Raw genomic sequence first — 25,981 nt, 5'->3', positions numbered from 1 at the left:
GGTGCGGTTGGCTTGTAGCAAATGCTGGTTACATTTTGCTCAGCGAAATGTACCGGTTCGTTCGTCCAGGCGCAGACAAGAGCCATTGTCGCGATTATGACGAGTATGTCTGTCGGACGTTTCTGTCACTCTCGCGCCAAGTTGATGCTTCAGGGGTGGAAAAAAACCTCCGGCGTCGTAGTCCATCCGCAGCGAAGGTAGCGAAGGGGTATCGAGGCCTACTACACTCGGGAATCTTTGATACACGGAGGTTTTGACATGCGGCGCGTGGTATTCAATCAGAAAGGTGGCGTGGGCAAGTCCAGCATCGCCTGCAATCTGGCAGCGGTCAGTGCCAGCGAGGGGTATCGCACGCTGTTGGTGGACCTGGATGCCCAGGCCAATTCGACTCAATACCTGACGGGCCTTACCGGCGACGACATCCCCATGGGTATCGCCGATTTCTTCAAGCAAACCCTGTCGTCCGGGCCCTTCTCGAAAAAGAACAAGGTGGATATCTACGAAACACCGTTCGACAACCTGCACGTCATCACTGCCACCGCCGAGCTGACGGATCTGCAACCCAAGCTTGAGGCGAAACACAAGATCAACAAACTGCGCAAGTTGCTCGAAGAGCTGGGCGAGGATTACGACCGGATCTATCTGGATACCCCGCCCGCCTTGAACTTCTATGCGGTTTCGGCACTGATCGCCGCTGATCGTGTGCTGATTCCCTTCGATTGCGACAGCTTTTCACGTCAGGCGTTGTACGGTCTGTTGGCGGAAATAGAAGAGCTCAAGGACGACCACAACGAAGGGCTCGAAGTCGAAGGCATCGTCGTCAATCAGTTCCAGGCGCGGGCCAGCCTGCCGCAGCAGATCCTTGACGAACTCATTGCCGAAGGCTTGCCGGTTTTGCCGGTGTACCTGAGCAGTTCGGTGCGCATGCGAGAATCCCATCAGGCGAGCTTGCCCCTGATCCATCTGGACCCGCGGCACAAGCTGACCCAGCAGTTCATGGAGTTGCATAGCTTGCTGGAAAGCGCCTGATTGACTGGCGTATACAAGTCCACTGTGGGAGCGAGCCTGCTCGCGATTGCGGTGGCACATTCAACATAGAGGTAGCCAGGCAGTCCGCTATCGCGAGCAGGCTCGCTCCCACAGTGCTGAGGTCAAATCCCCTGGCCGCGCAACCAACTCATCAACTGCGGCAACGGCAATGCCCCGCTCTGGCGCGCCACTTCGCGGCCGTCCTTGAACAGGATCAGGCTGGGTATCGAGCGGATCCCCAGCTGTGCCGATAGCTGCTGGTTGGCTTCGCTGTCGAGCTTGGCCAGGCGGCATTTACCCACCAGTTGCGTGGCGGCCTGTTCGAACACGGGCGCGAAGGATTTGCATGGCCCGCACCAATCGGCCCACACATCCACCAGTAACGGCAGGTCACCCTTGATCTGGCTGGCGTAGTCGCCTTGCTTGAGTTCGAACGGTTTGCTCAATAACACCTGGGCCTTGCAGCGCCCGCACTTGGGCTCATCGCCCAGGCGTTCGGCGGGGATGCGGTTGAGCCCGTTGCAGTGGGGGCAGGGGATCAGCATTGGGACAACTCCAGAAAAGATCATTGGTAAAGATTTGACCACCGTGTAGAGCACACCGCAAACACTTGTGGGAGCGAGCCTGCTCGCGATTGCGGCCTGACAGTCAATACGTCATTGACTGTCCTGCCGTCATCGCGAGCGGGCTCGCTCCCACAGGGGTTACGCGTTGCCGGTTACTTCGCGCTGGTCAGCGTGTTGTAGCTGGTCATCAGGTTGCGGTAGTCCGGGATGTGGTTGGAGAACAAGGTCGCCAGCCCTTCCACATCGTTGCGCCAGTCGCGGTGCAGTTCGCAGGCCAGACCGAACCAGGTCATCAATTGCGCACCCGAGGAGGACATGCGGTCCCAGGCCGATTGACGGGTCAGCTCGTTGAAGGTGCCAGAGGCATCGGTGACCACGAACACCTCGAAACCTTCGGCCAGGGCCGACAGTGCCGGGAAGGCTACACAGACTTCCGTGACGACGCCGGCGATGATCAGTTGCTTCTTGCCGGTGGCTTTGATCGCCTTGACGAAATCTTCGTTGTCCCAGGCGTTGATCTGGCCGGGGCGGGCGATGTACGGCGCGTCCGGGAACAGGCTCTTGAGCTCGGGCATCAACGGGCCGTTGGGGCCGGTTTCGAAACTGGTGGTGAGGATGGTCGGCAGCTCGAAGTATTTGGCCAGGTCGGCCAGGGCCAGCACGTTGTTCTTGAAGCGGTCCGGGTCGATGTCACGCACCAGCGACAGCAGGCCAGCCTGGTGGTCCACCAGCAGAACGGCGGCGTTATCTTTGTCGAGACGCTTGTAGGAAGTGGTCATGGCGTTAGTCCTCTAAGTTTTGGCTGCCGAACGGTTCGGCGTGGTTAAAGTTTTCAGTGTTGGTGTGTTGCTAAGCGATGGACATAGATTAAAACTGGCACCTTTGATGCGCTAGACTGCAAAAATCAGCCTTAGCGTTCTATTTGGAGAACGATCATCGAAGACCTCAACACGCTTTACTACTTCACCCAAGTGGTCGAGCACGGCGGTTTCGCCGCCGCCGGCCGAGCGCTGGACATGCCCAAATCGAAGCTCAGCCGGCGCATTGCCCAACTGGAAGAACGCCTTGGGGTGCGGTTGATCCATCGCTCCAGTCGTCATTGCTCGTTGACGGAGATCGGCCAGGCCTACTACCAGCGCTGCCTGGCGATGCGGGTCGAGGCCGAGAGCGCGGCCGAAGTGATCGAGCGCAACCGCTCCGAGCCCCAGGGCCTGGTGCGTATCAGTTGCCCGACAGCGTTGCTCAACAGCTGGGTCGGGCCGATGCTGACCCGCTACATGCTCAAGTACCCACGGGTGGAGTTGTTCATTGAGAGCACCAACCGCCGGGTCGACCTGATCCATGAGGGGTTCGATATCGCGTTGCGGGTACGCTTTCCGCCGCTGGAAAACACCGACATGGTCATGAAAGTACTGGGCAACAGCACCCAGTGCCTGGTAGGCAGCCCGGCCTACCGCGAGCGCCTGTCCTCACCCGCTTCACCGGCGGACCTGCACGGTTTGCCGAGCGTGCACTGGGGGGCGGCGCAGCGTGAATACCAGTGGGAATTGTTCGGCCCGGACGGCGCCAGCGCGTTGATTCGCCATGAACCACGCATGGTCACCGATGACCTGCTGGCCCTGCGTCACGCGGTACTGGCGGGTATCGGCATCGCTCATCTGCCCGCCGTGGTGGTGCGCGAAGACCTGGCTGCTGGCCGGCTGGTGGAATTGGTACCGGGCTGGACGCCCAAGTGCGGGATCGTCCATGCGATCTTCGCCTCCCGGCGCGGGTTGCTGCCGTCGGTGCGCACGCTGATTGATTTTCTGGCCGAAGAATTCAGCCAGAGTGATATGGCGTAGGGCGCAGGCAGCATTACCACCGGATTTCCCTTGTGGGAGCGGGCTCACAATCCAGGCATTTTCCCAGGACATTTATCAAGACTGCCATTCATCAGGTGCGCCGCACTGAAAACCCCCCAGGCCCTCAAAAAAACACACAGCACCTGTTCGCAACCCAGGAGGCCCCATGAGCAATCCTCAAGACCCGACCATCCCCCAGGCACCAACGAACCCTAACGACGACGGCTTCGTACTCGGCACTGCCGGCCGCGACGAAGACCCGAACGCCGCCCCGTCCTACGCCATCGACCGTCGCCACGAACGGGATGAACTGACTCCCGAAGACGCCCGCGGCATGCCCGGCTACCCCGAGGAAAAACCGCCGGCCAAACCGGCTGGTGAAGCAGAGAGTGGCGAGGCAGAACCGGGCATCGAGACGCCTGAGCAGGGCAACGATAAGGTGGGGTGAGCAGGGCTCACATCCGCTCACATTTTTTGCCGAAGTCTTGAAGCCTTGAGTGACTAGGCTAAAAAAGCACTTCGGCAACCTTCTGTCTATTTGGCTCTATCGCAATTTGCGATGCGTCCGATCTGTGTTTAACTCCTCCATAGCAAAATGCGATAAGGACATTGCATGCATGTGATCACTGAGAAGCGCATCTGGGAGGCCAAGGAAAAAATGGCCGCGCTGCGCCAATTCGCTGGATCAATGGTATCGGCTTGTCAAACGCACCAGCCCGGCTGACTTCGCTGCGATGAAATCCATTTTTCCCGCAACCGACAAGGTCGGTCCGCTACATGTGTTCGATATTGGTGGCAATAAATTGCGACTGGTTGCCGTGGTTCGCTATCGGCCTCAGCGCTTGTACATCAAATGCGTGCTGGATCATCAGGAATACGACAGAGGCAAGTGGAAGGAGGAAAAGGGATGAGTGCACTAATCGAACAAGTCGCCGCCCATTGGGAGTTTGTGTCGCCCCTGCTGCGCAAACCCAGGAACGAGGAGGACTACGACCGGTTGGTCGCAGCTCTCGATGAATTGCTGGAATTGATTGGTGAAGACGAAGCCCATCCCCTTATGAGCCTGGTGGACATCATCGGCGAATGGATCGAGGCTTGGGATCACCAACATCGGCCAATGCCCAAGGCCAGCGGCGTCGAGACACTTCGCTACCTGATGCGCGAGCATGGGATGAGCCAGAGCGACTTGCCGGGCGTCGGCACCCAGTCGGTGGTATCGGAGGTGTTGAGCGGCAAGCGCCAGCTCAACTTGAGGCAGATCCGCTGGCTGGCGGGGCGCTTCGGCGTGTCGGTTGAAACCTTTATTTGACGGGTCGCTGTGGGAGCAAAGCTTGCTCGCGATACAGGCTCCTCGGTTTTTGGCGAAGACCGAGTTGCTTTCATCGCGGGCAAGCCATGCTCCCACATGCCTTGCCCTCGCAAGACCGAAGGTTTTACGACGAACAACTGATCTCCAGATGTTTGCCCCACTCCGGCGGGCGTTGCGCGTAGCTGTCCATGCCCGGCTGTTCTTCGAACGGCCTGCTCAGGACGGTGTGCAGGCGGCGGACTTCTTCGTAGTCGCCTGCCTCGGCGGCGTCGATGGCTTTCTGCGCCAGGTAGTTGCGCAGCACATACAGTGGGTTCACCGCGTGCATGCGGACGCGACGCAGGTCTTGATCGACAGGGCCTTCGCGGCTGACGCGGGCAACGTATAGCTCGCCCCAGGCGTCGAAGCCCTTGAGGTCGACGAAGTCATCACGCAGGGCGGCGACGGCCTGTTCGGGGGACTGATCGCCTAGCCGGCGGAAGAACAGGCTGTAGTCGACGCCGCTGTTTTGCATCAATTGCAGCAGGCGCTCCACCAGGTTCTGGTCATCCTCCTCGGCGCTGGTCAGGCCCAGGCGGCGGCGCATCAGGTCCAGGTAGTGGGCCTGGTACAGCGGCAAATACAAACCGAGTGTTTCACGCAGGGCCTCGACGCTGATGAACGGCGTCAGGGCCTGGGCCAGTGCGCTGAGGTTCCATTGGCCGATTGGCACCTGGTTGCTGAACGAGTAGCGGCCCTGGTCGTCGGAGTGGTTGCAGATGAAGTTGGCGTCGAAGTCGTCGAGGAAGGCGAACGGCCCGAAATCGAAGGTGATGCCCAGGATCGACATGTTGTCGGTGTTCATCACACCGTGGCAGAAGCCGTAGGCTTGCCATTTGGCGATCAGTTCGGCGTTGCGCTCGACGATTTCGCGGAACATCGCCAGGTACGGCTCCGGTTGTTCGCAGCACTCGGCAAAGTGCATGTTCAGCACATGCTCCGCGAGGGTGGCATGCAACTCGGGCTTTTTGGTGTAGTAGAAGTATTCGAAATGCCCGAAGCGCACATGGCTCGGCGCCATACGCAACACCATGGCGGCGCGCTCCTGCTTTTCGCGCCATACCGGGGTGTCGGAACCGATCACGCATAAGGCGCGTGTAGTCGGTATGCCCAGGGCGTGCAGCGCTTCGGACGCCAGGAACTCGCGGATCGAGGAGCGCAATACCGCCCGTCCATCGCCCATGCGTGAGAACGGTGTCTGGCCGGCACCCTTGAGGTGCAGGTCCCAGTGGTCCCCGGCCTCGTTGTATACCTCCCCCAGTAGCAACCCGCGGCCGTCCCCCAGTTGTGGGTTGTAATGGCCGAACTGGTGCCCCGAATACACCATCGCCCGGGGCTCGGTTTCAGCCCACAGCTTGTGTCCGCCGAACAGCTCGGCGAACAGCGGCGCCTGGGCTTCGACTGGGTCCAGGTCCAGCAATGCCATGGCTTGGTCGCTGGCAACGACCAGCCGGGGATTGTCGATGGGCTCGGGTAGCACGTGGGCCGAGAAACCGTCGCCAAGACGGGCGAAGCGGTTATCGAAGGTCAATGTTTCCAGGGTTTTCATGGCCGTCTCCGGCGCGATGCCCGCAGGCTTCGCGCGATCAGTCGAGGGTGGCTGCCGGCGGCTCTGGCAAGGACTTGGGCCCTGGCGTGAGGGGAGGCTCAGGCGTCGCGGTTTTGTCTCCAGGCAAGACAGGTGTCAGCTTGTATTCGAGGCCTTGAAGATTTTTCAAGGAAACTTCTACCTGCCGGAACGCAATGCTGATGTTCTGCTTCTTGAATTCGCGACTGATGAACCGGTTGATCTCGTCCAGCACAGGATTGCGGTCACCCAGGTCGCGCACATGCATGCGCAGCTCATGGTCCAGGGTACTCTCCCCGAAGTTGAGGAAGTACACGAGTGGTTCTGGTTCTTTCAGCACGCGCGGGTTCTCGCGGGCAGCCTTGAGCAGCAGTTCCTTGACCAGATCAAGGTCTGATCCGTAGTCGACACCCAGTTTGAGGGTTACTCGGGTGACGGTGTCGGTCAGCGACCAGTTGATCAACTGTCCGGTGATGAACGTTTTGTTCGGAACGATGATGTCTTTACGGTCGAAGTCGGTGATGGTGGTGGCACGGATACGGATCTTGCTGACCGTGCCCGACAGGTTGCCAATGGTGATGGTGTCGCCGATCCGCACCGGACGTTCGAACAGGATCATGATCCCGGAGATGAAGTTGGCGAAGATTTCCTGCATGCCGAAGCCCAGGCCGACTGAGAGCGCGGCCACCAGCCATTGCAGCTTGTCCCAGCTCACGCCCAGGGTGGACAGTGTGGTGACGAAGCCGATGCCGGCGATCACATAGGACAGCAGCGTGGTGGCGGCATAGGCGCTGCCCTGGGCCAGGTTGAGCTTGGACAGGACGAACACTTCCAAAAGTCCCGGCAGGTTACGTGCCAGGGCGAAGGTGATGCCGATGATGATCAGGGCGCCGAGCATGTCACCGATGCTGATGGGCACCATGCTCATGGTGGCGCCGGTACCGCTGGTGTACTCGTAGAGGGTGATGTTGTCCAGGTAGGAGAACACGCTGATCAGGTCCGACCAGACCCAGTACAGCGCGGCGATGAAACCGCCCAGCAGCGCCAGGCGGATCAGGCGCAGGGACTGTTCGTTGACCTTTTCGATGTCCAGGGTCGGCTCCTCGACCACTGCTTCGCCATCACCGGCTTCCTTGGTCGCCTGACGCTTGGCCAGGGCGCGCTGGTAGGCCAGGCGCCGCGCCGCGACGGACAGGCCGCGCACGAAGGTGGCCTCGATCACCAGCCAGAACATCAGCAGGTACAGGGTATTGATCAGTCGGTCGCTGAGTTTGAGCGCGGTGTAGTAGTAGCCGAAGCACACCGCTACGAACAAGGCGATTGGCAGCGCGGTGAACATCACCCCGACGGCCTTGCGGAACAGCGAGGTGTTCTGGTGGGTCGGGCTGCTGAGCAACAGGCGGCTGAGCAGCCAGGCCATCAGGGCGTAGCAGGTCAGCACCACCGGCATGCCCAATACATCGTCGGCCAGGGCCGAGGGTTGCAATTCGGCCACGGCCACCACCGCAACCAGCGCCAGTACCACCAGCCCGAGCCGGCGGATCCAGCCCTGGAGGAATTCGACCTGGGGTTTTTCCCAGCGGAAATGCAACTCGGCCACGCCACCGGGCGCCAGCACCCTATAGGCGGTATAGAACACCAGCCAGGCCTGGCCGATCTGCAGCAGCGCCGCGCCGAGGTTGGCGTTCTGGCCCCGGGCGTCGATCTGCAGGGCGTAGCCGCACAGGGCCAGCGCCAGGGCTACCGGCATTGCCAGCAGGATATTGATCAGAATCGCCTGGGGGGTGTGCCACTGACTGTCACGCTTGAAGTGGCCGACGTCCTGGTGAACCTTGTTCAACCGGGCATACAGATTCTTGCGTCGCCACAGCAGTGCACCGATGAGCAGCGCCAGGGGCAGGAACAGCAGCGGCCGCTGGGTCAGGCCGTCCGCCAGCTCACTGAGACTCGAGGCCCAGGGTAGCGAGTCGACCTGTTTTTCCAGACGCGCCGGCACGCCACGCATCCATTCGAAATCCAGCGGCTTGTTGCTGGGAATCCAGAACATTTGCTCTTCCAGGGTCGCCCGCAAGTTTTGGGCGGTACTGAGCAGTTGCTTCTGGTTGAGCTGCAAGGTGATGGATTCGTTAAGCACCGCGCTCAACTCGCGATTGAGCCGTTCCAGCAGATCGACCCGGGTCAGGGCCAGTTCCAGCAAGGTCTTGCGCAGTTGCGGCGTGACTTGCTCGGCAGGCTGCGAGGCCAGCAGATTGTCGACATAGGCGCTTGGGTTGTTCAGCAGTTCGCGTTGTTGACTGACTTCGAACTGGTACAGGCGGATGTCGGCAATCTGGTCCGCCAGATTCTTGTCCAGTTCCAGGCGCGGCAGGGTTTGGCGCTGTTTGTAGAGAATCTTGGACAGCAGCAGGCTGCCCTTGAGTACGCTGATCTGCTCGTCCAGGGCCGCGTCGGTCTGGGTAACGCTGTCCAGCAGTTGCTTGGTCTGCAGGTTCTGCTGGGTGACCTCATTGAGGCGGTCGGTGCTTTTGAGCAGATAGTCGGAAAGTTTCAGGTTGGCCGTGCTTTCGGTCGCCAGCAGGCTGCTGCCGCCGGCCTTCTGGGCTTCGATGGATTGCTGGGTCACCGTTTCCTGGGACTGGGCCAGGCGCTTCTGGTTGATCAGCGTCTGCAGGTCCTGGATTTCCTGCTCCATGCGGTCGATCTTTTCCGTCAGCAAGTCGTGCTGACTGTTGCCCAGGTCTTGCAACTGGCTGTTGCCGGCCAGCTCCTGGCGCCGCAACGGAATCAGGGCATTGAGTGCGGCCAGTTCGGCGTTGAGCTGGTCGCGCTGTTCGCCGTTCAGGGTTTTACCGGCATCCTTGCCCGTCTTGAGGATGGTGTTGATCTGCTGGATGCGGGTCTGGCTGCTGGCGATTTCGGCCTGGGCGCGCTCGGGGCGGGTCTGGGCGGTGATGATCAGGCTGTTGGCATCGGCCAGGGCTTTTTGCAGGTCACTCTGCTGGGTGGAACGGTCCGTCAGCATCTGTTCGAGCTGGGGCACCGGCAGGTTGGCGTAACGCTGTGCCACCGGCACCACGGGGGTGCTCTTGAGCCGGGCCAGCTCGCGCTGGTTTTCAATGTTTTGCTTGGGGGCACTGGCCAGCTGCTGTTTGAGATCGACCAGCTTCTCCTCGTATTCGGCCTTGCTGGTGAGCTGTGCCAAGGTCTTTTGCAGGGTCTCCTGCAAGGCCTTCTGCTCGGCTTCCGGCAGTTTGCGGTCAGCGATTTTGTCCAGGCTGGCCTGGACCGAAGCGCTGGTGAGCGGTTCGGCGGCTTGCAGTGGGCAGACGGAAAGACTCAGGCCCAGCAGGGCAATGGTTAAAAAGGAGCGCAGGGTAGGCATAGAGACCGGTCGAGCAAGTGAAAGTGGGAGCAGTTTAGAGGAACAAGCCGGGACCCGGGCGACTTCCTTCGGGGAATCTGACGCCCACTTTGCCGATCTTGTTCCCGTCCATGACCGCAACGGTCCAAAGGGTGTTGTTCCAGTCCACCTGGTCACCGACCACTGGCGCGCCCCCGACTTTCTGAGCGATGAAACGGCCCAGGGACATGTCCGGATCGATGCCGTCCAGCTTCAGCCCGTAAAGGGCCGCAACCGCGGCCAGCTGGGCGTCTCCTTCGAGTACGAAGTCGCCGAAGAAGCGCAGATCCAAGCCCCTTTGCGGTGCCTGGCTGAACAGTTTTCCAAGGGCCGGCAAATCGTGTTCATGGCCGATCACACACAACAAATCACCGACTTCCAGCACCGTACTACCCGACGGATGGAGCAGTTGCTGGCCACGAAACAGTGCCGCGATCCGTGTACCGTCGGGCATTTTCAGATCCCGCAGGGGCGAGCCGATGCACCATTTCTCCGCGCCGAGGCGATAGATGAACAGTTCCCACTCGCTGGTGACGTGGACCTCCAGCGCTGCCCGGGAGATCGGCAGGGGTTCTGGCGGGACGGTAACGTGCAACAGTTTGGCGACCCACGGCAGGCTCGTACCCTGCACCAGCAACGACACCAGCACGATAAAGAACGCCAGGTTGAAGTAGAGCTGGGCGTTGGGCAGGCCGGCCATCAACGGGAACACTGCCAGGATGATTGGCACCGCGCCGCGTAGGCCGACCCAGGAAATGAATACTTTCTCGCGGCCATGGAAAGCCTTGAACGGCAACAGCCCCACCATCACCGACAGCGGACGTGCGATCAGGATCATCCACAAGGCCAGGCCCAGGGCCGGCAGGGCGATCGGCAACAGGTCATGGGGCGTGACCAGCAGCCCCAGCACCAGGAACATGCCGATCTGGGCCAGCCAGGCCATGCCATCGAGCATGTGCAGGATGCCATGACGGCTGCGCACCGGGCGGTTGCCGATCACCAGGCCGCACAGGTAAACCGCGAGGAAGCCGCTGCCGTGCAGGGCATTGGTCAGAGCGAACACCGCCAGGCCGCCGCTGATGACGAGGATCGGGTAGAGCCCGTTGGCCAGGTTGATGCGGTTGACCAGTTGCAGCATCAGCCAGCCACCACCCAGGCCGATCACCCCGCCGATGCCGAATTCACGCAACAAGTGCCCCAGCAGGTTCCAATGCAGACCGGTTTCACCGCTGGCGAGCATGCCGATCAGGGTTACGGTCAGGAACACTGCCATGGGGTCGTTGCTACCGGACTCGATCTCCAGCGTCGCGCTGACCCGCTCGTTCAGGCCCTTGCCGCCCAACAGCGAAAACACCGCCGCGGCATCGGTCGAGCCGACGATGGCGCCAATCAGCAGACCTTGCATCAGGTTCAGATTGAACAGCCACGCCGCCGCCAGGCCGGTCAGCCCGGTGGTGATCAGGACGCCAACGGTGGCCAGCGACAATGCTGGCCACAACGCCACGCGAAAGCTCGACACCCGCGTGCGCAAGCCGCCGTCCAGCAGAATGACCGCCAGCGCGAGGTTGCCGACCAGATAGGCCGTGGCGTAGTTATCGAACAGAATCCCGGCGCCGTCGACACCGGCAACCATGCCCACGGCCAGGATGATCACCAGAATCGGGATACCCAGGCGGGACGAAAGAGAACTGACCAGAATGCTCGCACCTACCAGCAACGCGCCGATCAAGAACAGGCTGTTGATGGTCGTCGCAGTCAAAGGCAGTACTCCGAGCAAGCGTGGGGGGCGGGCGCAAACTGACCATGCAGTCTGCGTGCCAGCGATTCTAACCTGTTGAAATGTGATGCTGTCAAAAAAGGTTGGCGGATTGTGGGGTACAAGCGCGGCAGCAATACCGTGGCGAGGGAGCTTGCTCCCGTTCGGCTGCGAAGCAGTCGTCGCTTTTGAGGTTATGGGGCCGCTTCGCAGCCCAGCGGGAGCAAGCTCCCTCGCCACAAAAGCTGGAGGGTTGATCGCGCACGGTCTGTGGACGATCAACCGTTACGCGGGTTAAAGGCTGAACCGCCCAACCATGCTGTTCAAGTCCACGGCCAGACGCGACAGTTCGGCACTGGCGGCGCTGGTCTGGTTGGCGCCAGTGGCCGATTGCACCGACAGGTCGCGGATGTTCACCAGATTGCGGTCCACTTCACGGGCCACTTGGGCCTGTTCCTCGGCGGCGCTGGCGATCACCAGGTTGCGTTCGTTGATTTCGACGATGGCGGTGTTGATCGTGTCCAGGGACAGGCCGGCACCACGGGCGATGTTCAGCGTCGACTCAGCACGCTCGGTGCTGTTGCGCATCGAATCCACGGCGTGTTCGGTGCCGCTCTGGATGCTGCCGATCATGCGTTCGATCTCGCTGGTCGACTGCTGGGTGCGATGGGCCAGAGCGCGCACTTCGTCGGCCACCACGGCGAAACCACGACCGGCCTCACCGGCACGGGCCGCTTCGATGGCGGCGTTCAAGGCCAGCAGGTTGGTCTGGTCAGCCAGGCCGCGAATCACGTCCAGCACTTTGCCGATGTCGCGGGACTCATTGGCCAGGTCGCCGATCAACGTGGCGGTGCTTTGCACATCGGCGCTCATGCGCTCGATGGCGCTGACAGTTTCCTGTACCAGGTCGCGACCGTCACCGGCAGAGGCGGTGGCGTCTTTCGAGGCTTCGGAGGTGCTGACCGCGTTGCGCGCCACTTCTTCGACGGCGCTGGTCATCTCGTTGACTGCGGTGGCGGCCTGTTCGATTTCATTGTTCTGCTGGGTCAGGCCACGGGCGCTTTCGTCGGTGACGCTGTTGAGCTCTTCGGCGGCGGAAGCCAGTTGGGTGGCCGAGCCGGAGATCCGTTGCAGGGTGTCGCGCAGTTTGTCCTGCATGGTCGACATCGCCCGCAGCAGGCGACCGGCTTCATCGTTGCCATCCACGGTAATCGGTCGGGTCAGGTTGCCCTTGGCGATTTCTTCGGCGGCGTCCAGGGCGCTGCCGATCGGACGGGTAATGCTGTTGGTCAGCAGCCAGGCAAACAGCAGGGTCAGGCCGGTGGCGATAACCAGCAGCGTGACTACCCAATTGAAGGCCGTTGAATATTGTTGGGTCGCACCCTGATTGAGGGCCTCGGCTTGCTGGTTGTTGATGTCCACCAAGCGGGCGATCGCCGCGTTGATGGCGTCTGAGTTGCTCAGCAGTTCAGTGTTGAGCAATGCACGCAGTTCATCGAGCTGATTGTTGCTCGACAACGTTTTCATCCGCTCTTCGAGCTGGCGGTATTGGCCCAGCAATTGAACGTACTGATCGTAGGCGGCCCGTTCTTGCGGGGAGCTGATGAGTTTTTCGTAGGCGCTTTGAGCCGTCTGGATCTGCTGGTTGCGTTGCTCGAACAAGCTGAAGGTTTTCTGCTGGATGTCCGGTTCGCGGTTGACCAGCAAGCGATAGGACAGCACGCGCAGACGCAGGGTCAGCGAGGTGAATTCATCCAGGGCCTTGATGCTGGGCACGCTGTTCTGGACGAGGCTTTCGCCGGATGCACGGATTTTGCTCATCTGGCTCAGGGCGAACACCCCGAGGGCCAGCATCAGGGCGCCGATCAGGGCAAACCCCAGGAACGCCCGCGGCGCGATATTCATATTACGTAGGGACATGGAAAGTACCGGAAGGGGGCGCGTCCGTGCGGGGGTGGGACAGGTGTTCCCTGACTTATCGGTCATACGACTAAAGTCTTGAGTCGCTGCGTGCTTTTGTCGCAGGGCGGCGCCTGCTGCGCGACGAAGGGCGGGAACCAGATCTTCCATTCACAGTCTTTACAGCTCGCCAGCGAAGCACCGCCGCCCCAAGTCGTGGCATTGACGGTGACTTTTCTTTATCGTACGCGCCCCCTTGAAAAAGCCTGGAAATCAATATGTTGGAAACATCCCTCAGCCAACTGGAACAACTGGTCAACGACCTGGTGCAACAGAACCGTCAACTGGCCGGCCTGAATGAGACCCTGAACGCGGAACTGGCCAAGGCCAAGGATGAAAATGAAAGCTTGCAACTGAACCTGATGGAACAGGAAGAGCTGCACGGCACCACCGCCGCGCGCATCCAAGCCCTGATCGAGCGCGCCAGCGCCGGTCCTGTCAGCGCATGAAGCATGGCGCCGACGGGGTGACAGTCGTCTCGATCCTGGGAGAGGACTATTCAATCAAGGCGCCGGCCGGGCAGGAACAGGCCCTGCTGGACGCCGCTTCGATGCTCAAGGCCGCTCTGGCCGACACCAAAAGGAAATACCCGACGCTGATCGGTGATCGTCTGCTGGTATTGGCGGCCATGAACCTGTGCTCGCAGCAGATGGAAATGCAGAAGCAACATCAAGCGGAACTCGACCGTTACCAAGAGCAAGTCAGCGCCACGGTCGAGGTCATTTCCAAGACGATTCAACAGGCTTGAAGTCGCGACTGGGCTTATAAAGCGTTGTTGTCTGTACTTAAGTCATCGCGAGCAGGCTCGCTCCCACATGGGGCTGAGTGAACGCAATATCCGTGTTCACCGCCGATCCACTGTGGGAGCGAGCCTGCTCGCGATTGGATTTCAGCCGCGCCGCAAGACCTGGCTCAGAACCACTCATCCCGCATCCCAAGGCAGGTATCATCCCGCGCCTCAAGCAGCGCCAGCTCATGCTGACAACCCGGCACTTCCCAGGTCAGGAAATACCGCGCCGCTTGCAGCTTGCCCTTATAGAAGTCGGTGTCCGTCGCGTTCCCCTTGGCCAGGCCTTCCTCGGCCCGAATCGCCTGCTCCAGCCAGCGCCAGCCAATCACCATGTGCCCAAACACCTTGAGATACAGCGCCGAGTTGGCGAGGCTGCTGTTGACCTTGCCTTGGGCCAGGTCCGTCAGCAGGCCCAGGGTCACCGTTTGCAGGCGCGCCACCAGGGCTTCCAGCGGCTGACGCAAAGGCGTCAACGATTCGTACGCCTGGGCGCGTTCGCTGGTGTCGGCCACCAGGCGGATCAGTTGCTTGAGCCCTGCACCGCCGTTTTGCGCCAGTTTGCGTCCCAGCAGGTCCAGGGACTGGATGCCGTGAGTACCTTCATGAATCGGGTTCAAGCGGTTGTCGCGGTAATACTGCTCGACTGGGTATTCGCGGGTATAGCCGTGGCCACCCAGAATCTGGATCGCCAGTTCGTTGGCTTTCAGGCAAAACTCCGATGGCCAGGATTTGACGATGGGGGTCAGCAGATCCAGCAACTCATGGGCGCGTCTGCGCTCGGCTTCGCTTTCAAGGGTGGTGGTGTCGTCGAACAGGCGTGCGGCGTACAGGCCCAAGTCAAATGCGCCTTCAACGTAGGCCTTCTGGGTCAGCAGCATGCGACGTACATCGGCGTGCTGGATGATCGCCACGGGAGCGGTGGTGGGGTCCTTGCTGTCGGGCACCCGGCCCTGCGGACGTTCGCGGGCGTATTCAAGGGAATACAGGTAGCCGGCGTAACCCAGCATGACCGCACCCATGCCAACGCCGATCCGCGCTTCGTTCATCATCTGGAACATGTAGCTCAGGCCGTGGTGCGGTTTCCCCACGAGGTAACCTACGCATTCGCCGTTGTCGCCGAAGTTCAGCGCCGTGGAGGTGGTGCCGCGCCAGCCCATCTTGTGGAACAGCCCGGCCAGCAGCACGTCGTTACGCTGGCCGAGGCTGCCGTCGTCGTTGACCAGGAACTTGGGCACGATAAACAGCGAGATGCCCTTAACGCCGGGTGGCGCGTCCGGCAGTTTCGCCAGGACCATGTGCACGATGTTTTCCGACAGCGGATGATCGCCGCCGGAGATGAAGATCTTGTTGCCCTTGAGCCGATAAGTGCCGTCGGATGCCGGCTCCGCACGGGTACGAATATCCGATAGCGAAGATCCGGCGTGGGGTTCGGTCAGGGCCATGGTGCCGAAGAAGCAACCATCGATCATCGGTTGCAGGAAACGTTGTTTCTGCTCCTCGCTGCCGAAGCTTTCGATCAGGTTCGCCGCGCCCATGGTCAGGAACGGGTAAGAGGTCGAAGCGGCGTTGGCCGACTGAAAGTGCGCGAAGCAGGCTTGGGACAGCAGCGTCGGCAATTGCATGCCGCCGGCGTCGAAACTGCGTGCAGCGTTGAGAAAACCGGCCTCCAGGAAGGCATCCACCGCCGGCTTTACTTCCGGAATCAGGATCGCCTGACCGTCCTCGTAGCGCGGCTCGTTTTCATCGTTCTTGCGGTTATGCGGTGCGAAATATTTTTCGGCGATGCTGCGGGCGGTGCCGATGGCCGCGTCGAAGGTTTCGCGATTGTGCTCGGCGAACCGCTCGCGCTGGGTCAAGCCCTCGGCATCAAGGACTTCATACAGCTCGAAAGCCAGATTTCGGGAACTGAGCAACGTCTCGGACATGGCGGCTTACCTTTTTTTGGAATGGGCCGAGTCTAGGCGTGGCAATAGAGGCTGAACAGGATGATTGATGGCAGTGATGCAGAGGTGAGGGCAACACTAATCTAAATGTGGGAGCGAGCCTGCTCGCGATAGTGGTGTATCAGTCGACAACACTTCTGACTGAAGCACCGCTATCGCGAGCAGGCTCGCTCCCACAGGGATTTCGATGACCAGGCACCCATTGCAGATGCCTGGTCTACAGCGGTTTAGCCGATGGTCATCAGGCTGGCGTTGCCACCCGCCGCAGCGGTGTTGACGCTCAACGCCCGTTCGATCACCAGGCGCTCCAGTGCGATGTTGGTTTCGCCCTGGGACAAGCCCTGGACTCCGACAATGGCGCCGGCACGCTTGGCCACTTGCTGGCAAACGCTGCGCAGTTGATCCGAGTCGCCATGATGCAGGACGGCGTCGTAAGCCACTTCGTCCTTGGCCCAGTCGGAAACCCGCTGGATGCGCGCTTGAATTTCTTTCGGCAAGCGTGCGAACAGAGCTTTGCTGGTGTCGGTTTCCGGCCAAACAGCCGAGCCGCCTACCGCCAGCACCGCGGCCAGTTGCGTCAGCAGATCGCCCTCTACGTCCGCCAGGCACAGCACGTGCTCGCGGGGCAGAATGGCGTAGCTGTTGCGTTCGCCGGTCGGGCCGGTCAGTTGGCGGGTGATACCGCTTTGCGACTGAGCCGCGAACTGTACGCACAGGGCGCTCAATTCGGCGAGTTTCTGGCTGTCTGCCCAGGCTTGCAGGGCGGTCAGCGGCTTGCTCATGGCGTCACGCAAGCGCAGGTCTGGCGGGTTGAGGGCGTCGTCACGGACGAACGACTGCTGGATCGCATCGGTAGGCCGTGTCGACAGCAGGCGGTACAGGTACAGCGGACCACCGGCCTTGGGACCGGTGCCCGACAGGCCTTCGCCACCGAACGGTTGCACGCCGACCACGGCACCCACGATGTTGCGGTTCACATAGACGTTACCGGCATGGACGTTATCGATCACCTTGGCGATGGTCTCGTCGATGCGGGTGTGTACGCCCAGGGTCAGGCCATAACCGGAGGCATTGATCTGGTTGATCAGTTGATCCAGTTCCTTGCGCTTGTAGCGCACTACGTGCAGCACTGGACCAAAGATCTCACGCTGCAGCTCGTCGAAGCTTTCCAGCTCGATCAGGGTCGGCATCACAAACGTGCCGCGTTTGCACTCGGCGCTGTCGGCGATTGCCATCTGGTACACGGTGCGACCTTTGTCGCGCATGGCCTGGATGTGTTTCTCGATACCGGCCTTGGCTTCAGCATCGATCACCGGGCCGATGTCTACCGACAGGCGCTCAGGGTTGCCGAGACGCGATTCAGCCATGGCACCCTTGAGCATTTCGATGACGCGGTCGGCCGAGTCTTCCTGCAAGCACAGGACCCGCAAAGCGGAGCAACGCTGGCCGGCGCTGTCGAATGCCGAAGACACCACGTCGATGACCACTTGTTCGGTCAGGGCCGAGGAGTCGACGATCATTGCGTTCTGGCCACCGGTTTCGGCGATCAGCGGGATCGGACGCCCCTGGTTGTCCAGGCGCCCGGCGATGTTGCGCTGCAACAGACGAGCGACTTCGGTGGAACCGGTGAACATCACGCCTTTGACCCGATCATCACCCACCAGGCGGGCACCGACGGTTTCGCCACGGCCCGGCAGCAGTTGCAGCACGCCTTCCGGAATACCGGCTTCGAGCATCAGGCGCACGGCTTGCGCAGCCACCAACGGCGTCTGCTCGGCAGGCTTGGCCAGTACCGGGTTACCGGCGGCCAGCGCGGCGGCCACTTGTCCGCTGAAAATCGCCAGCGGGAAGTTCCACGGGCTGATGCAGACCACCGGGCCCAGTGGGCGGTGGGCATCGTTGGTGAAGTCGTTGCGGGCCTGCACTGCGTAGTAACGCAGGAAGTCCACGGCTTCACGCACTTCGGCGATGGCGTTGGCGAAGGTCTTGCCGGCTTCGCGGGCCAGCAGGCCCATCAACGGCTGGATCTCGCCTTCCATCAGGTCGGCGGCGCGCTCCAGGATCGCAGCGCGCTCGGCCGGTGGCGTGGCCTGCCAGATCGGCGCCGCGTTGAGGGCGCACTGGATGGCGTTGTCGACGTCAGCGACCGTGGCTTCCTGCACATGGCCGACCACGTCACGGTGATCGGACGGGTTCAGCACCGGTGCCGGTGTTTCTTCGCTGGCTGCGCAACCGAGCATCGGCGCGGCTTTCCAGTTGTTATGGGCGGTGGCCAGCAGGGCGCAGGACAGCGAGGCCAGGCGATGTTCGTTGGCCAGGTCGATGCCGCTGGAGTTGGCGCGTTCGCTGCCATAAAGATCACGCGGCAGTGGGATACGCGGGTGCGGCAGGCCGAAACCGCCTTCCAGGGTTGCCATCTGCTCGATGCTGGCAACCGGATCGGCCACCAGCTCCTGAATGGAAATGGACTGGTCGGCGATGCGGTTGACGAACGAGGTGTTGGCACCGTTTTCCAACAGGCGACGAACCAGATAAGCCAGCAGTGTCTCGTGGGTGCCGACCGGAGCGTACACGCGGCACGGACGGTTCAACTTGCCTTCGGAGACTTTGCCTACAACCTGCTCGTACAGCGGTTCACCCATGCCGTGCAGGCACTGGAACTCATACTGGCCCGGGTAATAGTTCTGACCGGCGATGTGGTAGATGGCCGACAGGGTATGGGCGTTGTGCGTGGCGAATTGCGGGTAGATGGCTTCCGGCACCGACAGCAGTTTGCGCGCGCAGGCGATGTAGGACACGTCGGTGTACACCTTGCGGGTATAGACCGGATAGCCTTCCAGGCCTTCGACCTGGGCGCGCTTGATCTCGCTGTCCCAGTAGGCGCCTTTCACCAGGCGGATCATCAGGCGGTGACGGCTGCGGCGGGCCAGATCGATGACGTAGTCGATCACGTACGGGCAACGCTTCTGATAGGCCTGGATCACGAAGCCAATGCCGTTCCAGCCAGTCAGTTGTGGTTCGAAGCACAGGCGTTCCAGCAGGTCCAGGGACAGTTCGAGGCGGTCGGCTTCTTCGGCGTCGATGTTCAAGCCGATGTCGTATTGCTTGGCCAGCAGGGTCAGCGACAGCAGGCGCGGGTACAGCTCTTCCATGACGCGCTCGTACTGGGCTCGGCTGTAGCGGGGGTGCAGGGCCGAGAGCTTGATGGAAATGCCCGGACCTTCATAAATCCCGCGGCCGTGGGACGCCTTGCCGATCGAGTGGATGGCTTGTTCGTACGAGGCCAGGTACTTCTGGGCGTCATGTTCGGTGAGTGCGGCTTCACCCAGCATGTCGTAGGAATAGCGGAAACCCTTGGTCTCGAATTTGTTGGCGTTGGCCAGGGCTTCGGCGATGGTTTCACCGGTGACGAACTGCTCGCCCATCAGGCGCATGGCCATGTCGACGCCCTTGCGGATCATCGGCTCGCCACTCTTGCCAATGATGCGGCTCAGAGAGGAAGTCAGGCCCGCTTCATTATGGGTGGCGACCAGTTTGCCGGTCAGCAGCAGGCCCCAAGTGGCGGCGTTGACGAACAGCGATGGGCTGTTGCCCAGGTGCGGGTGCCAGTTGCCGGTGCTGATCTTGTCGCGGATCAGTGCATCGCGAGTACCTTTGTCCGGGATACGCAGCAGCGCCTCGGCCAGACACATCAGCGCCACGCCTTCCTGGGACGACAGGGAAAACTCCTGCAACAGCCCCTGAACAATACCGGCACGGCCGCCGGCACTCTTCTGGTTGCGCAGTTTTTCAGCAATCGAGGAGGCCAGTTTGTTGGTGGCTTCGGCCATGTCGGCCGGCAGGCGCGCCTGCTCGATCAGCATCGGCACCACTTCCGGCTCCGGACGACGGTAAGCGGCGGTGATAGAGGCGCGCAGGACCGATTGCGGCAAAATGCTTTCGGCAAACTCCAGGAAGCACTGGTGCGCGTGGTCGACCTGAACGTCGCCGGCTTCATCGTTGTCGGCGCGGGTCGAACCGTTCAGTTCGGTCAGGGTTGCACCACCCTCGAGTTTTTCCAGGTAATTGAAAATTGCCTGCTTGATCAGCCAGTGGGGCGTGCGATCAATCGAGGTTGCGGCCGCCTTGAGGCGTTCGCGGGTCGGGTCATCGAGTTTGACCCCAAGGGTGGTGGTAGCCATATTTTTATCCTCATGTTTACCACGTATTGCGTGGCATCAGCTGGCGGCAAGATTAGCTGCGAGCTGGCCGAGGTGCAACCGGGTGCAACCTTTTTTCGTCGAAAAAATAAGCAGCTCATCAGGAAAGCAAAATTCGCGGCTTGAGCGGTGCTTCTGCTTAGTGCATTGGCTTCTAGCCAAAGGTTGATACCGCACTAAAAGGGAGCAAAAAACAGTCATTTGGCGAAAAAACCGACTGGGTGCAACTGAATCGAGCGAAACTGGTTGCACCTTATTTCATTTGTTGAATAGCATTCGTCGCCAAGGTGCAACCGGTTCGAAGCCGTTGGCATCGGCTGATGGCTTTCCTGGGGAAACATCAGTCATAAATTCGCGGGTCCTGGAAACGTCAAGCAAGGTCTATGGTTGTCTTGTCGACGCTTCCTACTGCCACCGCTACATAAAAACAAAGCCAGGGCGTAACTCATGAGTGTTAGTAATCCCACCCTGATCACTTTCGTGATCTATATCGCTGTAATGGTCCTGATCGGCCTGATGGCTTATCGCTCCACCAATAACCTTTCCGATTACATCCTGGGCGGTCGCAGCCTGGGCAGCGTCGTGACTGCATTGTCCGCCGGTGCCTCCGACATGAGCGGCTGGCTGTTGATGGGCTTGCCCGGTGCTATCTACATGTCCGGCCTGTCGGAAGGCTGGATCGCCATCGGCCTGATCATCGGTGCCTACCTGAACTGGCTGTTCGTGGCCGGTCGCCTGCGGGTACAGACCGAGCACAACGGTGACGCGCTGACACTGCCGGATTATTTCTCCAGCCGTTTTGAAGATACCAGCGGCCTGCTGCGGATCATCTCTGCGGTGGTGATCCTGGTGTTCTTCACCATCTACTGCGCTTCCGGCATCGTGGCCGGTGCCCGTCTGTTTGAAAGCACCTTCGGCATGTCCTACGAGACAGCGCTGTGGGCCGGTGCGGCGGCAACCATTGCCTACACCTTCATTGGTGGCTTCCTGGCCGTGAGCTGGACCGACACCGTACAAGCGACCCTGATGATCTTCGCGCTGATCCTCACGCCGATCATCGTGCTGCTGGCGACCGGCGGCGTGGACACCACGTTCCTGGCCATCGAAGCGAAAGATCCTACTGCTTTCGATATGCTGAAAAACACCACGTTCATCGGCGTGATCTCGCTGATGGGCTGGGGCCTGGGCTACTTCGGCCAGCCGCACATCCTGGCGCGTTTCATGGCTGCTGACTCGGTCAAGTCCATCGCCAAGGCTCGTCGTATCTCGATGGCCTGGATGATTCTCTGCCTGGGCGGCACCGTGGCTGTCGGCTTCTTCGGTATCGCTTACTTCTCGGCGCACCCGGAAGTGGCCGGCCCCGTGACCGAGAACCCTGAGCGTGTGTTCATCGAGCTGGCCAAACTGCTGTTCAACCCATGGGTGGCCGGTGTGCTGCTGTCGGCGATCCTGGCAGCTGTCATGAGCACCCTGAGCTGCCAGTTGCTGGTGTGCTCCAGTGCCCTGACCGAAGACTTCTACAAGGCTTTCCTGCGCAAGCATGCTTCCCAGTTGGAGCTGGTCTGGGTCGGTCGCGCCATGGTGTTGCTGGTGGCATTGGTTGCCATCTTCCTGGCTGCCAACCCGGAGAACCGTGTCCTGGGTCTGGTGAGCTACGCTTGGGCCGGTTTCGGTGCTGCCTTCGGTCCTGTTGTCCTGATCTCGGTGATCTGGAAAAACATGACCCGTAACGGCGCGCTGGCAGGCATCCTGGTGGGGGCGATCACCGTGATCGTCTGGAAACACTTCGAGCTGCTGGGCCTGTACGAAATCATCCCAGGCTTCATCTTCGCCAGCCTGGCTATCTACTTCGTCAGCAAGATGGGCTCGCCTACCGCCGGTATGCTGCAGCGCTTTGAAGCGGCTGAGAAAGATTTCCGCCTGAACCAGTAAGACCTCCAGCGAGGCCTTGACGGCTCGCGCGAAGCTTCTGAATAGAGAAACGGCCCGTCCTCCCATGGAGACGGGCCGTTTTTTATGGGCATCAGTCCAGCTCTGTGTCGGGCTGATTGAGAAATATCAGCACGCCCAGTAGCGCCATGTAGAACCTGAAGGCTGCGTCCTGGCCATTCCAGATTTCTGATTGCCACATCAGAAACCATTCCCCGCCGACGACCATGAAGCCAAAGAACCAGACGAAGAAACCCACCGTCAAACCGATGATGGCGCAGCGTTTGGCCTGGGCGAAAACCACGCTCGGGGTTTTACGTGCCTGCCATAGTTCGAGTGCGCCATAGCCCAGCAAGCCTGCGGTGAGCGCTTCGCCGAGGATGATCAGCCAGTAGGCGCCGTGCCATGCCCAAGGCTGGTCGATGGCGCGATAGCGCGCGGCATTGTCGGGAAAGGTGGTGTCCATACTCAGCACGTGATGGACGAAATTGAAGTTGGAATGGTAGTCCGTGATGTTGTTGAACACGGTCAGCAAGGCGAAAGCGGCGAGAGCCAGGGTCATTGCGATTTTTGCGTAGCGAGTCGTCATGGGTTGCGTCCTTTGCTTTTTGCGACGAAAGGACGTTAGCACGGCCCAGTGCGGTCCTGAGGCCGTCAGGTTGTAGGAATTTGCTGATTGTTTCCTGCGGCGACTTCGGTCACCACCATGCGCGGAATGTCTGTCGGAAAACGCAGCGGGCAATGCGGCTTTAATCTCCTTGAATGTAAGGCAATTCTGTTTTTCCTGAGGTCCGATCAACTCTCCCTGGTGCTCATGCAGAATCGCCCGCTTTTATTCAGCAGAGGCACATCGGATGTTCGCGCCTGCCAACCAACCGCGTTTCACCCTGGCACTCGACAGCGGGCCGAATGAACTCAAGGTGCTTGAGTTCAGGGGCAAGGAAGCCATCAGTCAACCCTATTGCTTTGATCTGGAACTGGTCAGTGAGCGGCCGGATCTGGCGCTGGAAGACCTCCTGCATCGTCAGGCCTTTCTGGCTTTTGATGATCAGGGGCGGGGCATACACGGCCAGGTTTATAGCGCGGCCCAAGGCGACTCGGGCAAGCGCTTGACCCGTTACCAGATCAGTCTGGTACCACGCCTGGCTTACCTGGGCCACCGAATCAACCAGCGGATTTTCCAGCACCTGAGCGTGCCGGCAATCATTACCCTGATCCTGACGGATCACGGGATTCAGGGTGACGCGTTCCAGTTCAACCTCGGTGGGCAATACCCCGAACGCGAATACTGTGTGCAGTTTGGTGAAAGCGACCTGGCCTTCATCGGGCGGATCTGCGCCGAGGCCGGGATCCATTATCACTTCCGGCACAGCCGCGACGGCCATCTGTTGGTGTTCGGTGACGACCAGACGGTGTTTCCCCGCCTGCCCGAGGCGACGTTGTATCTGCCCGGCAGTGGCATGGCCGCCAGCGAGCCGGCGATCAAGCGCCTGGCTGTGCGACTGCAGACCCGGACCACGGCGGTGACGCTGCGTGACTACGATTTTCAAAAGCCCGGTCTGCTGTTGCAAACCAGTCTGGACAGTCAGCAGCAACCGGCTCTGGAGGCGTATCACTACCCCGGCCGGTTTTCCGATCGCGACCATGGCCGGCACCTTACCCGGCGCGCACTGGAGCGCCATGGCGCCGACCACCGTCTGGCCGAGGGGCGCAGCGACCAATGCGCACTCGTCAGTGGGCACTTCCTCCAAATCAACGGGCATCCTCGAGCGCAATGGAACGATCTCTGGCTGCTCACGCAAGTCACCCACCATGGGCGCCAGCCACAAGTGCTGGAGGAAACGGTCGGTGACAGTCCGGATGAGTTCCAGGGCTACAGCAATACGTTCCTCGCCATCCCGTGGGATGTTTTCTTTCGTCCGCCCCTGTCCCACGAAAAGCCAGCCGCCCACGGTTATCAGTCGGCGGTGGTGACGGGGCCGTTGGACAGCGAGATCCATTGCGACGAATACGGACGGGTCAAGGTGCAACTGATCTGGGATCGCCACGGTCAGCGCGACGAGCACTCCAGTTGCTGGCTACGGGTGGCCACGGGTTGGGCCCATGATCGCTATGGCAGCGTGATGATTCCCCGGGTCGGCATGGAGGTGCTGGTGGGTTTCATCGACGGTGATGTGGACAAGCCATTGGTCGTGGGCTGCCTGCCGAACGGCGCGACCCCGGTGCCCCTGGACCTGCCGGCCGATAAAACCCGCAGCATATTGCGCAGCCAGAGCAGCCCTGGCGGGGGCGGTTATAACGAATTGCGCATCGAGGATCGCCAGGGCGCCGAGGAGATTTACCTGCGGGCTCAACGCAACTGGACCCAGCATGTGCTGCATGATCAGCGGGTTCAGGTTGATCACGAACGCAGCATCGTCGTCACCGGCACCGCGCGGCATGAGCTCAAGGCCGATGAGTTGCGCATCACCCATGGTCAGCGCCAGGTTGAGGTCAGGCAGGATGATCATCTGGTGGTGGCCGGCGAGCGGCATATTCGGGTAACCAGTCAGGCCCTCAATGCCACCCAGCAATTTCACGTCAGCGCCGGGCAGCAAGTGGTGCTGGATGGCGGCGTCAGCGCGACCATTCAGGCCGGTGGGCATTGGATCAACATCGGGGCTGGGGGAATCTTCAGCAGCGTGCCGATCCAGGTGGGTGGGGCACCGATGACGGCCAGGAGTGCCGCGCCAGGTTTACCCGGCTGTCCCGAAACACTTGTCGCGGCCGCAGCCGCGCAACTTTCCCTCGCGCAAGTTTTCAGCCTGCAGGGCCAGGCGCCATTCTGTGAGGAGTGTGAGCGTTGCAAAGAAGGCGTCTGCGAACCATTGCCGGTGATGCCCAGGCGGGCTGGTGTCCAGGAGCGTCCATGAGTACCGGTCAATCTCCCCGCGCCTGGCTTGAGCAACAGCCCTTGCAGGCATCCGAGCAGCTCTACGCCATTTTCAGCAGCGCCAGCACCGCCGGGCCGCCGATGGCCTGGAGGCGTTCGATGACGGTGGCGCCCAGCCCGATCTGGGCCGATACGCCTTACGCCGACTGGGAAACGGTCATGCCCTATGTCGGAGCTGTCGCCCCGGACAGCGAGTTTCTTGACTGGGTCGCGACGACCGACTCGCTTGATTGGGGCTGGCTGGCGGTGACCGCTTGCAGCCAGCAAAGCCTTGCCGAACATCTGCGTGGGCTCACCCAGGTTCTGCTGCCCGGTGGCAAGTCGGTTTTTTTCCGCTTTTGGGATGGGCGTTTTATCCAGCCGATCCTGCGATCGGATGCGGTGGAGGTCAGCCAGCTGTTGCCCGCCATCAGCCGTTGCCTGATCAACGGTCGGTCTTTCGAGATCCCGGGAAATGCCCTGCGCCCGGCCCGGGCGTTCCCCTGGTGGGAAGTGCCTGCGCTGTTGTTGCAGGAACTGGCCGGGGATACGACGGACTGCCTGCTCAATAACCTGCTCAAGTGGTTGAGCGAAGAGCATCCGTATCTGTTCGAACAGGCCGACGAGAGCATCCTGCGCTGCAAGATCAGGCATTTTCTTGGGGCGCCAGGGATGGTCCATGGGCCAAAAGCCCCCCTGCAAGAATACTTGATGCAGGAGTTGGGCAGATGACCACCGGGTGT

18 protein-coding genes and 2 pseudogenes are annotated in these 25,981 nt (G+C 60.9%); 10 read left to right on the top strand and 10 right to left on the bottom strand.

Going from position 1 to position 25,981, the window contains the following annotated elements:
* The first annotated feature begins 258 nt into the window (after nt 1-258).
* Entirely contained in the window at nt 259-1,029 is a 771-nt protein-coding gene (locus tag PSEUDOMOFG3G_RS05805) for a ParA family protein (RefSeq protein WP_047225935.1), read from the top strand.
* A gap of 122 nt (nt 1,030-1,151) precedes the next feature.
* Here PSEUDOMOFG3G_RS05805 and trxC read toward each other — a convergent pair whose 3' ends face one another.
* Nucleotides 1,152-1,574 (bottom strand): thioredoxin TrxC, encoded by a 423-nt coding sequence (gene trxC, locus PSEUDOMOFG3G_RS05800; RefSeq protein WP_171061286.1) that lies wholly within the window; start codon nt 1,572-1,574, stop codon nt 1,152-1,154.
* 173 nt (nt 1,575-1,747) lie between these two features.
* Nucleotides 1,748-2,374 carry an isochorismate family cysteine hydrolase YcaC gene (gene ycaC, locus PSEUDOMOFG3G_RS05795; protein ID WP_047225933.1) on the bottom strand — a complete coding sequence of 209 codons (627 nt, stop codon included), beginning with the start codon at nt 2,372-2,374 and terminating at the stop codon, nt 1,748-1,750.
* Between the two features lie 156 nt (nt 2,375-2,530).
* On the opposite strand from ycaC, the gene PSEUDOMOFG3G_RS05790 reads away from it, so the two are divergent.
* The 4 genes and pseudogenes from PSEUDOMOFG3G_RS05790 (at nt 2,531) to PSEUDOMOFG3G_RS05775 (ending at nt 4,745) form a co-directional block, all read left to right on the top strand.
* Nucleotides 2,531-3,436, top strand: coding sequence for a LysR family transcriptional regulator (locus tag PSEUDOMOFG3G_RS05790; protein ID WP_188252209.1), 906 nt, complete (start codon nt 2,531-2,533; stop codon nt 3,434-3,436).
* A 166-nt stretch (nt 3,437-3,602) separates the two neighbouring features.
* Complete coding sequence (locus tag PSEUDOMOFG3G_RS05785; RefSeq protein ID WP_139048613.1) at nt 3,603-3,884, top strand: hypothetical protein; 282 nt, start codon at nt 3,603-3,605, stop codon at nt 3,882-3,884.
* A gap of 165 nt (nt 3,885-4,049) precedes the next feature.
* Nucleotides 4,050-4,347, top strand: a pseudogene (locus PSEUDOMOFG3G_RS05780) (type II toxin-antitoxin system HigB family toxin).
* Entirely contained in the window at nt 4,344-4,745 is a 402-nt protein-coding gene (locus PSEUDOMOFG3G_RS05775; RefSeq protein ID WP_076382957.1) for a type II toxin-antitoxin system HigA family antitoxin, read from the top strand. Before PSEUDOMOFG3G_RS05780 ends, PSEUDOMOFG3G_RS05775 begins: the two are co-directional and overlap by 4 nt.
* Before the next feature lie 124 nt (nt 4,746-4,869).
* On the opposite strand, the gene selO is transcribed toward PSEUDOMOFG3G_RS05775, so the two are convergent.
* From selO to PSEUDOMOFG3G_RS28300, 5 genes and pseudogenes are all read right to left on the bottom strand, one after another.
* On the bottom strand, nt 4,870-6,333 hold the full coding sequence (gene selO / locus PSEUDOMOFG3G_RS05770) for a protein adenylyltransferase SelO (protein WP_139048612.1): 1,464 nt from the start codon (nt 6,331-6,333) through the stop codon (nt 4,870-4,872).
* Between the two features lie 37 nt (nt 6,334-6,370).
* A complete protein-coding gene (mscK, locus tag PSEUDOMOFG3G_RS05765) occupies nt 6,371-9,733 on the bottom strand; it encodes a mechanosensitive channel MscK (protein ID WP_139048611.1) in 3,363 nt (1,120 codons plus the stop codon).
* Between the two features lie 34 nt (nt 9,734-9,767).
* Entirely contained in the window at nt 9,768-11,510 is a 1,743-nt protein-coding gene (locus tag PSEUDOMOFG3G_RS05760) for a potassium/proton antiporter (protein ID WP_047225926.1), read from the bottom strand.
* Between the two features lie 291 nt (nt 11,511-11,801).
* Nucleotides 11,802-12,665: a methyl-accepting chemotaxis protein gene (locus PSEUDOMOFG3G_RS28305; RefSeq protein ID WP_373685064.1), complete on the bottom strand. Its 864-nt coding sequence runs from the start codon at nt 12,663-12,665 to the stop codon at nt 11,802-11,804.
* Nucleotides 12,657-13,412 (bottom strand): annotated as a pseudogene (locus PSEUDOMOFG3G_RS28300) (MCP four helix bundle domain-containing protein); the annotation flags it as partial. The pseudogene PSEUDOMOFG3G_RS28300 and the gene PSEUDOMOFG3G_RS28305, both read right to left, overlap by 9 nt.
* Nucleotides 13,413-13,684: 272 nt before the next feature.
* Between PSEUDOMOFG3G_RS28300 and PSEUDOMOFG3G_RS05750 the strand changes: the two are divergent.
* Nucleotides 13,685-13,915: a hypothetical protein gene (locus PSEUDOMOFG3G_RS05750; RefSeq protein ID WP_139048609.1), complete on the top strand. Its 231-nt coding sequence runs from the start codon at nt 13,685-13,687 to the stop codon at nt 13,913-13,915.
* A complete protein-coding gene (locus PSEUDOMOFG3G_RS05745) occupies nt 13,912-14,214 on the top strand; it encodes a cell division protein ZapA (RefSeq protein WP_047225923.1) in 303 nt (100 codons plus the stop codon). Before PSEUDOMOFG3G_RS05750 ends, PSEUDOMOFG3G_RS05745 begins: the two co-directional genes overlap by 4 nt.
* Before the next feature lie 164 nt (nt 14,215-14,378).
* Here the strand turns inward: PSEUDOMOFG3G_RS05745 and PSEUDOMOFG3G_RS05740 are convergent, their stop codons facing one another.
* Entirely contained in the window at nt 14,379-16,181 is a 1,803-nt protein-coding gene (locus PSEUDOMOFG3G_RS05740; RefSeq protein WP_139048608.1) for an acyl-CoA dehydrogenase, read from the bottom strand.
* Between the two features lie 245 nt (nt 16,182-16,426).
* Nucleotides 16,427-20,380 (bottom strand): trifunctional transcriptional regulator/proline dehydrogenase/L-glutamate gamma-semialdehyde dehydrogenase, encoded by a 3,954-nt coding sequence (gene putA, locus PSEUDOMOFG3G_RS05735; protein ID WP_139048607.1) that lies wholly within the window; start codon nt 20,378-20,380, stop codon nt 16,427-16,429.
* 465 nt (nt 20,381-20,845) lie between these two features.
* Between putA and putP the strand changes: the two genes are divergently transcribed.
* Nucleotides 20,846-22,330, top strand: coding sequence for a sodium/proline symporter PutP (gene putP, locus PSEUDOMOFG3G_RS05730; RefSeq protein ID WP_076382948.1), 1,485 nt, complete (start codon nt 20,846-20,848; stop codon nt 22,328-22,330).
* A 91-nt stretch (nt 22,331-22,421) separates the two neighbouring features.
* Here putP and PSEUDOMOFG3G_RS05725 read toward each other — a convergent pair whose 3' ends face one another.
* The gene (locus PSEUDOMOFG3G_RS05725; RefSeq protein ID WP_076382946.1) at nt 22,422-22,916 is read right to left on the bottom strand and encodes a DUF2165 family protein; all 495 of its coding nucleotides are present in this window, start codon (nt 22,914-22,916) and stop codon (nt 22,422-22,424) included.
* A gap of 265 nt (nt 22,917-23,181) precedes the next feature.
* On the opposite strand from PSEUDOMOFG3G_RS05725, the gene PSEUDOMOFG3G_RS05720 reads away from it, so the two are divergent.
* Complete coding sequence (locus PSEUDOMOFG3G_RS05720) at nt 23,182-25,239, top strand: type VI secretion system tip protein VgrG (protein WP_139048606.1); 2,058 nt, start codon at nt 23,182-23,184, stop codon at nt 25,237-25,239.
* A complete protein-coding gene (locus PSEUDOMOFG3G_RS05715) occupies nt 25,236-25,970 on the top strand; it encodes a DUF4123 domain-containing protein (RefSeq protein WP_139048605.1) in 735 nt (244 codons plus the stop codon). Before PSEUDOMOFG3G_RS05720 ends, PSEUDOMOFG3G_RS05715 begins: the two co-directional genes overlap by 4 nt.
* Nucleotides 25,971-25,981: the final 11 nt, after the last annotated feature.

Source organism: Pseudomonas sp. FG-3G, assembly GCF_901007645.1.
Classification (GTDB): Bacteria; Pseudomonadota; Gammaproteobacteria; order Pseudomonadales; family Pseudomonadaceae; genus Aquipseudomonas; species Aquipseudomonas rhizophila.
This window is presented reverse-complemented; position numbering and strand designations above follow the sequence as displayed.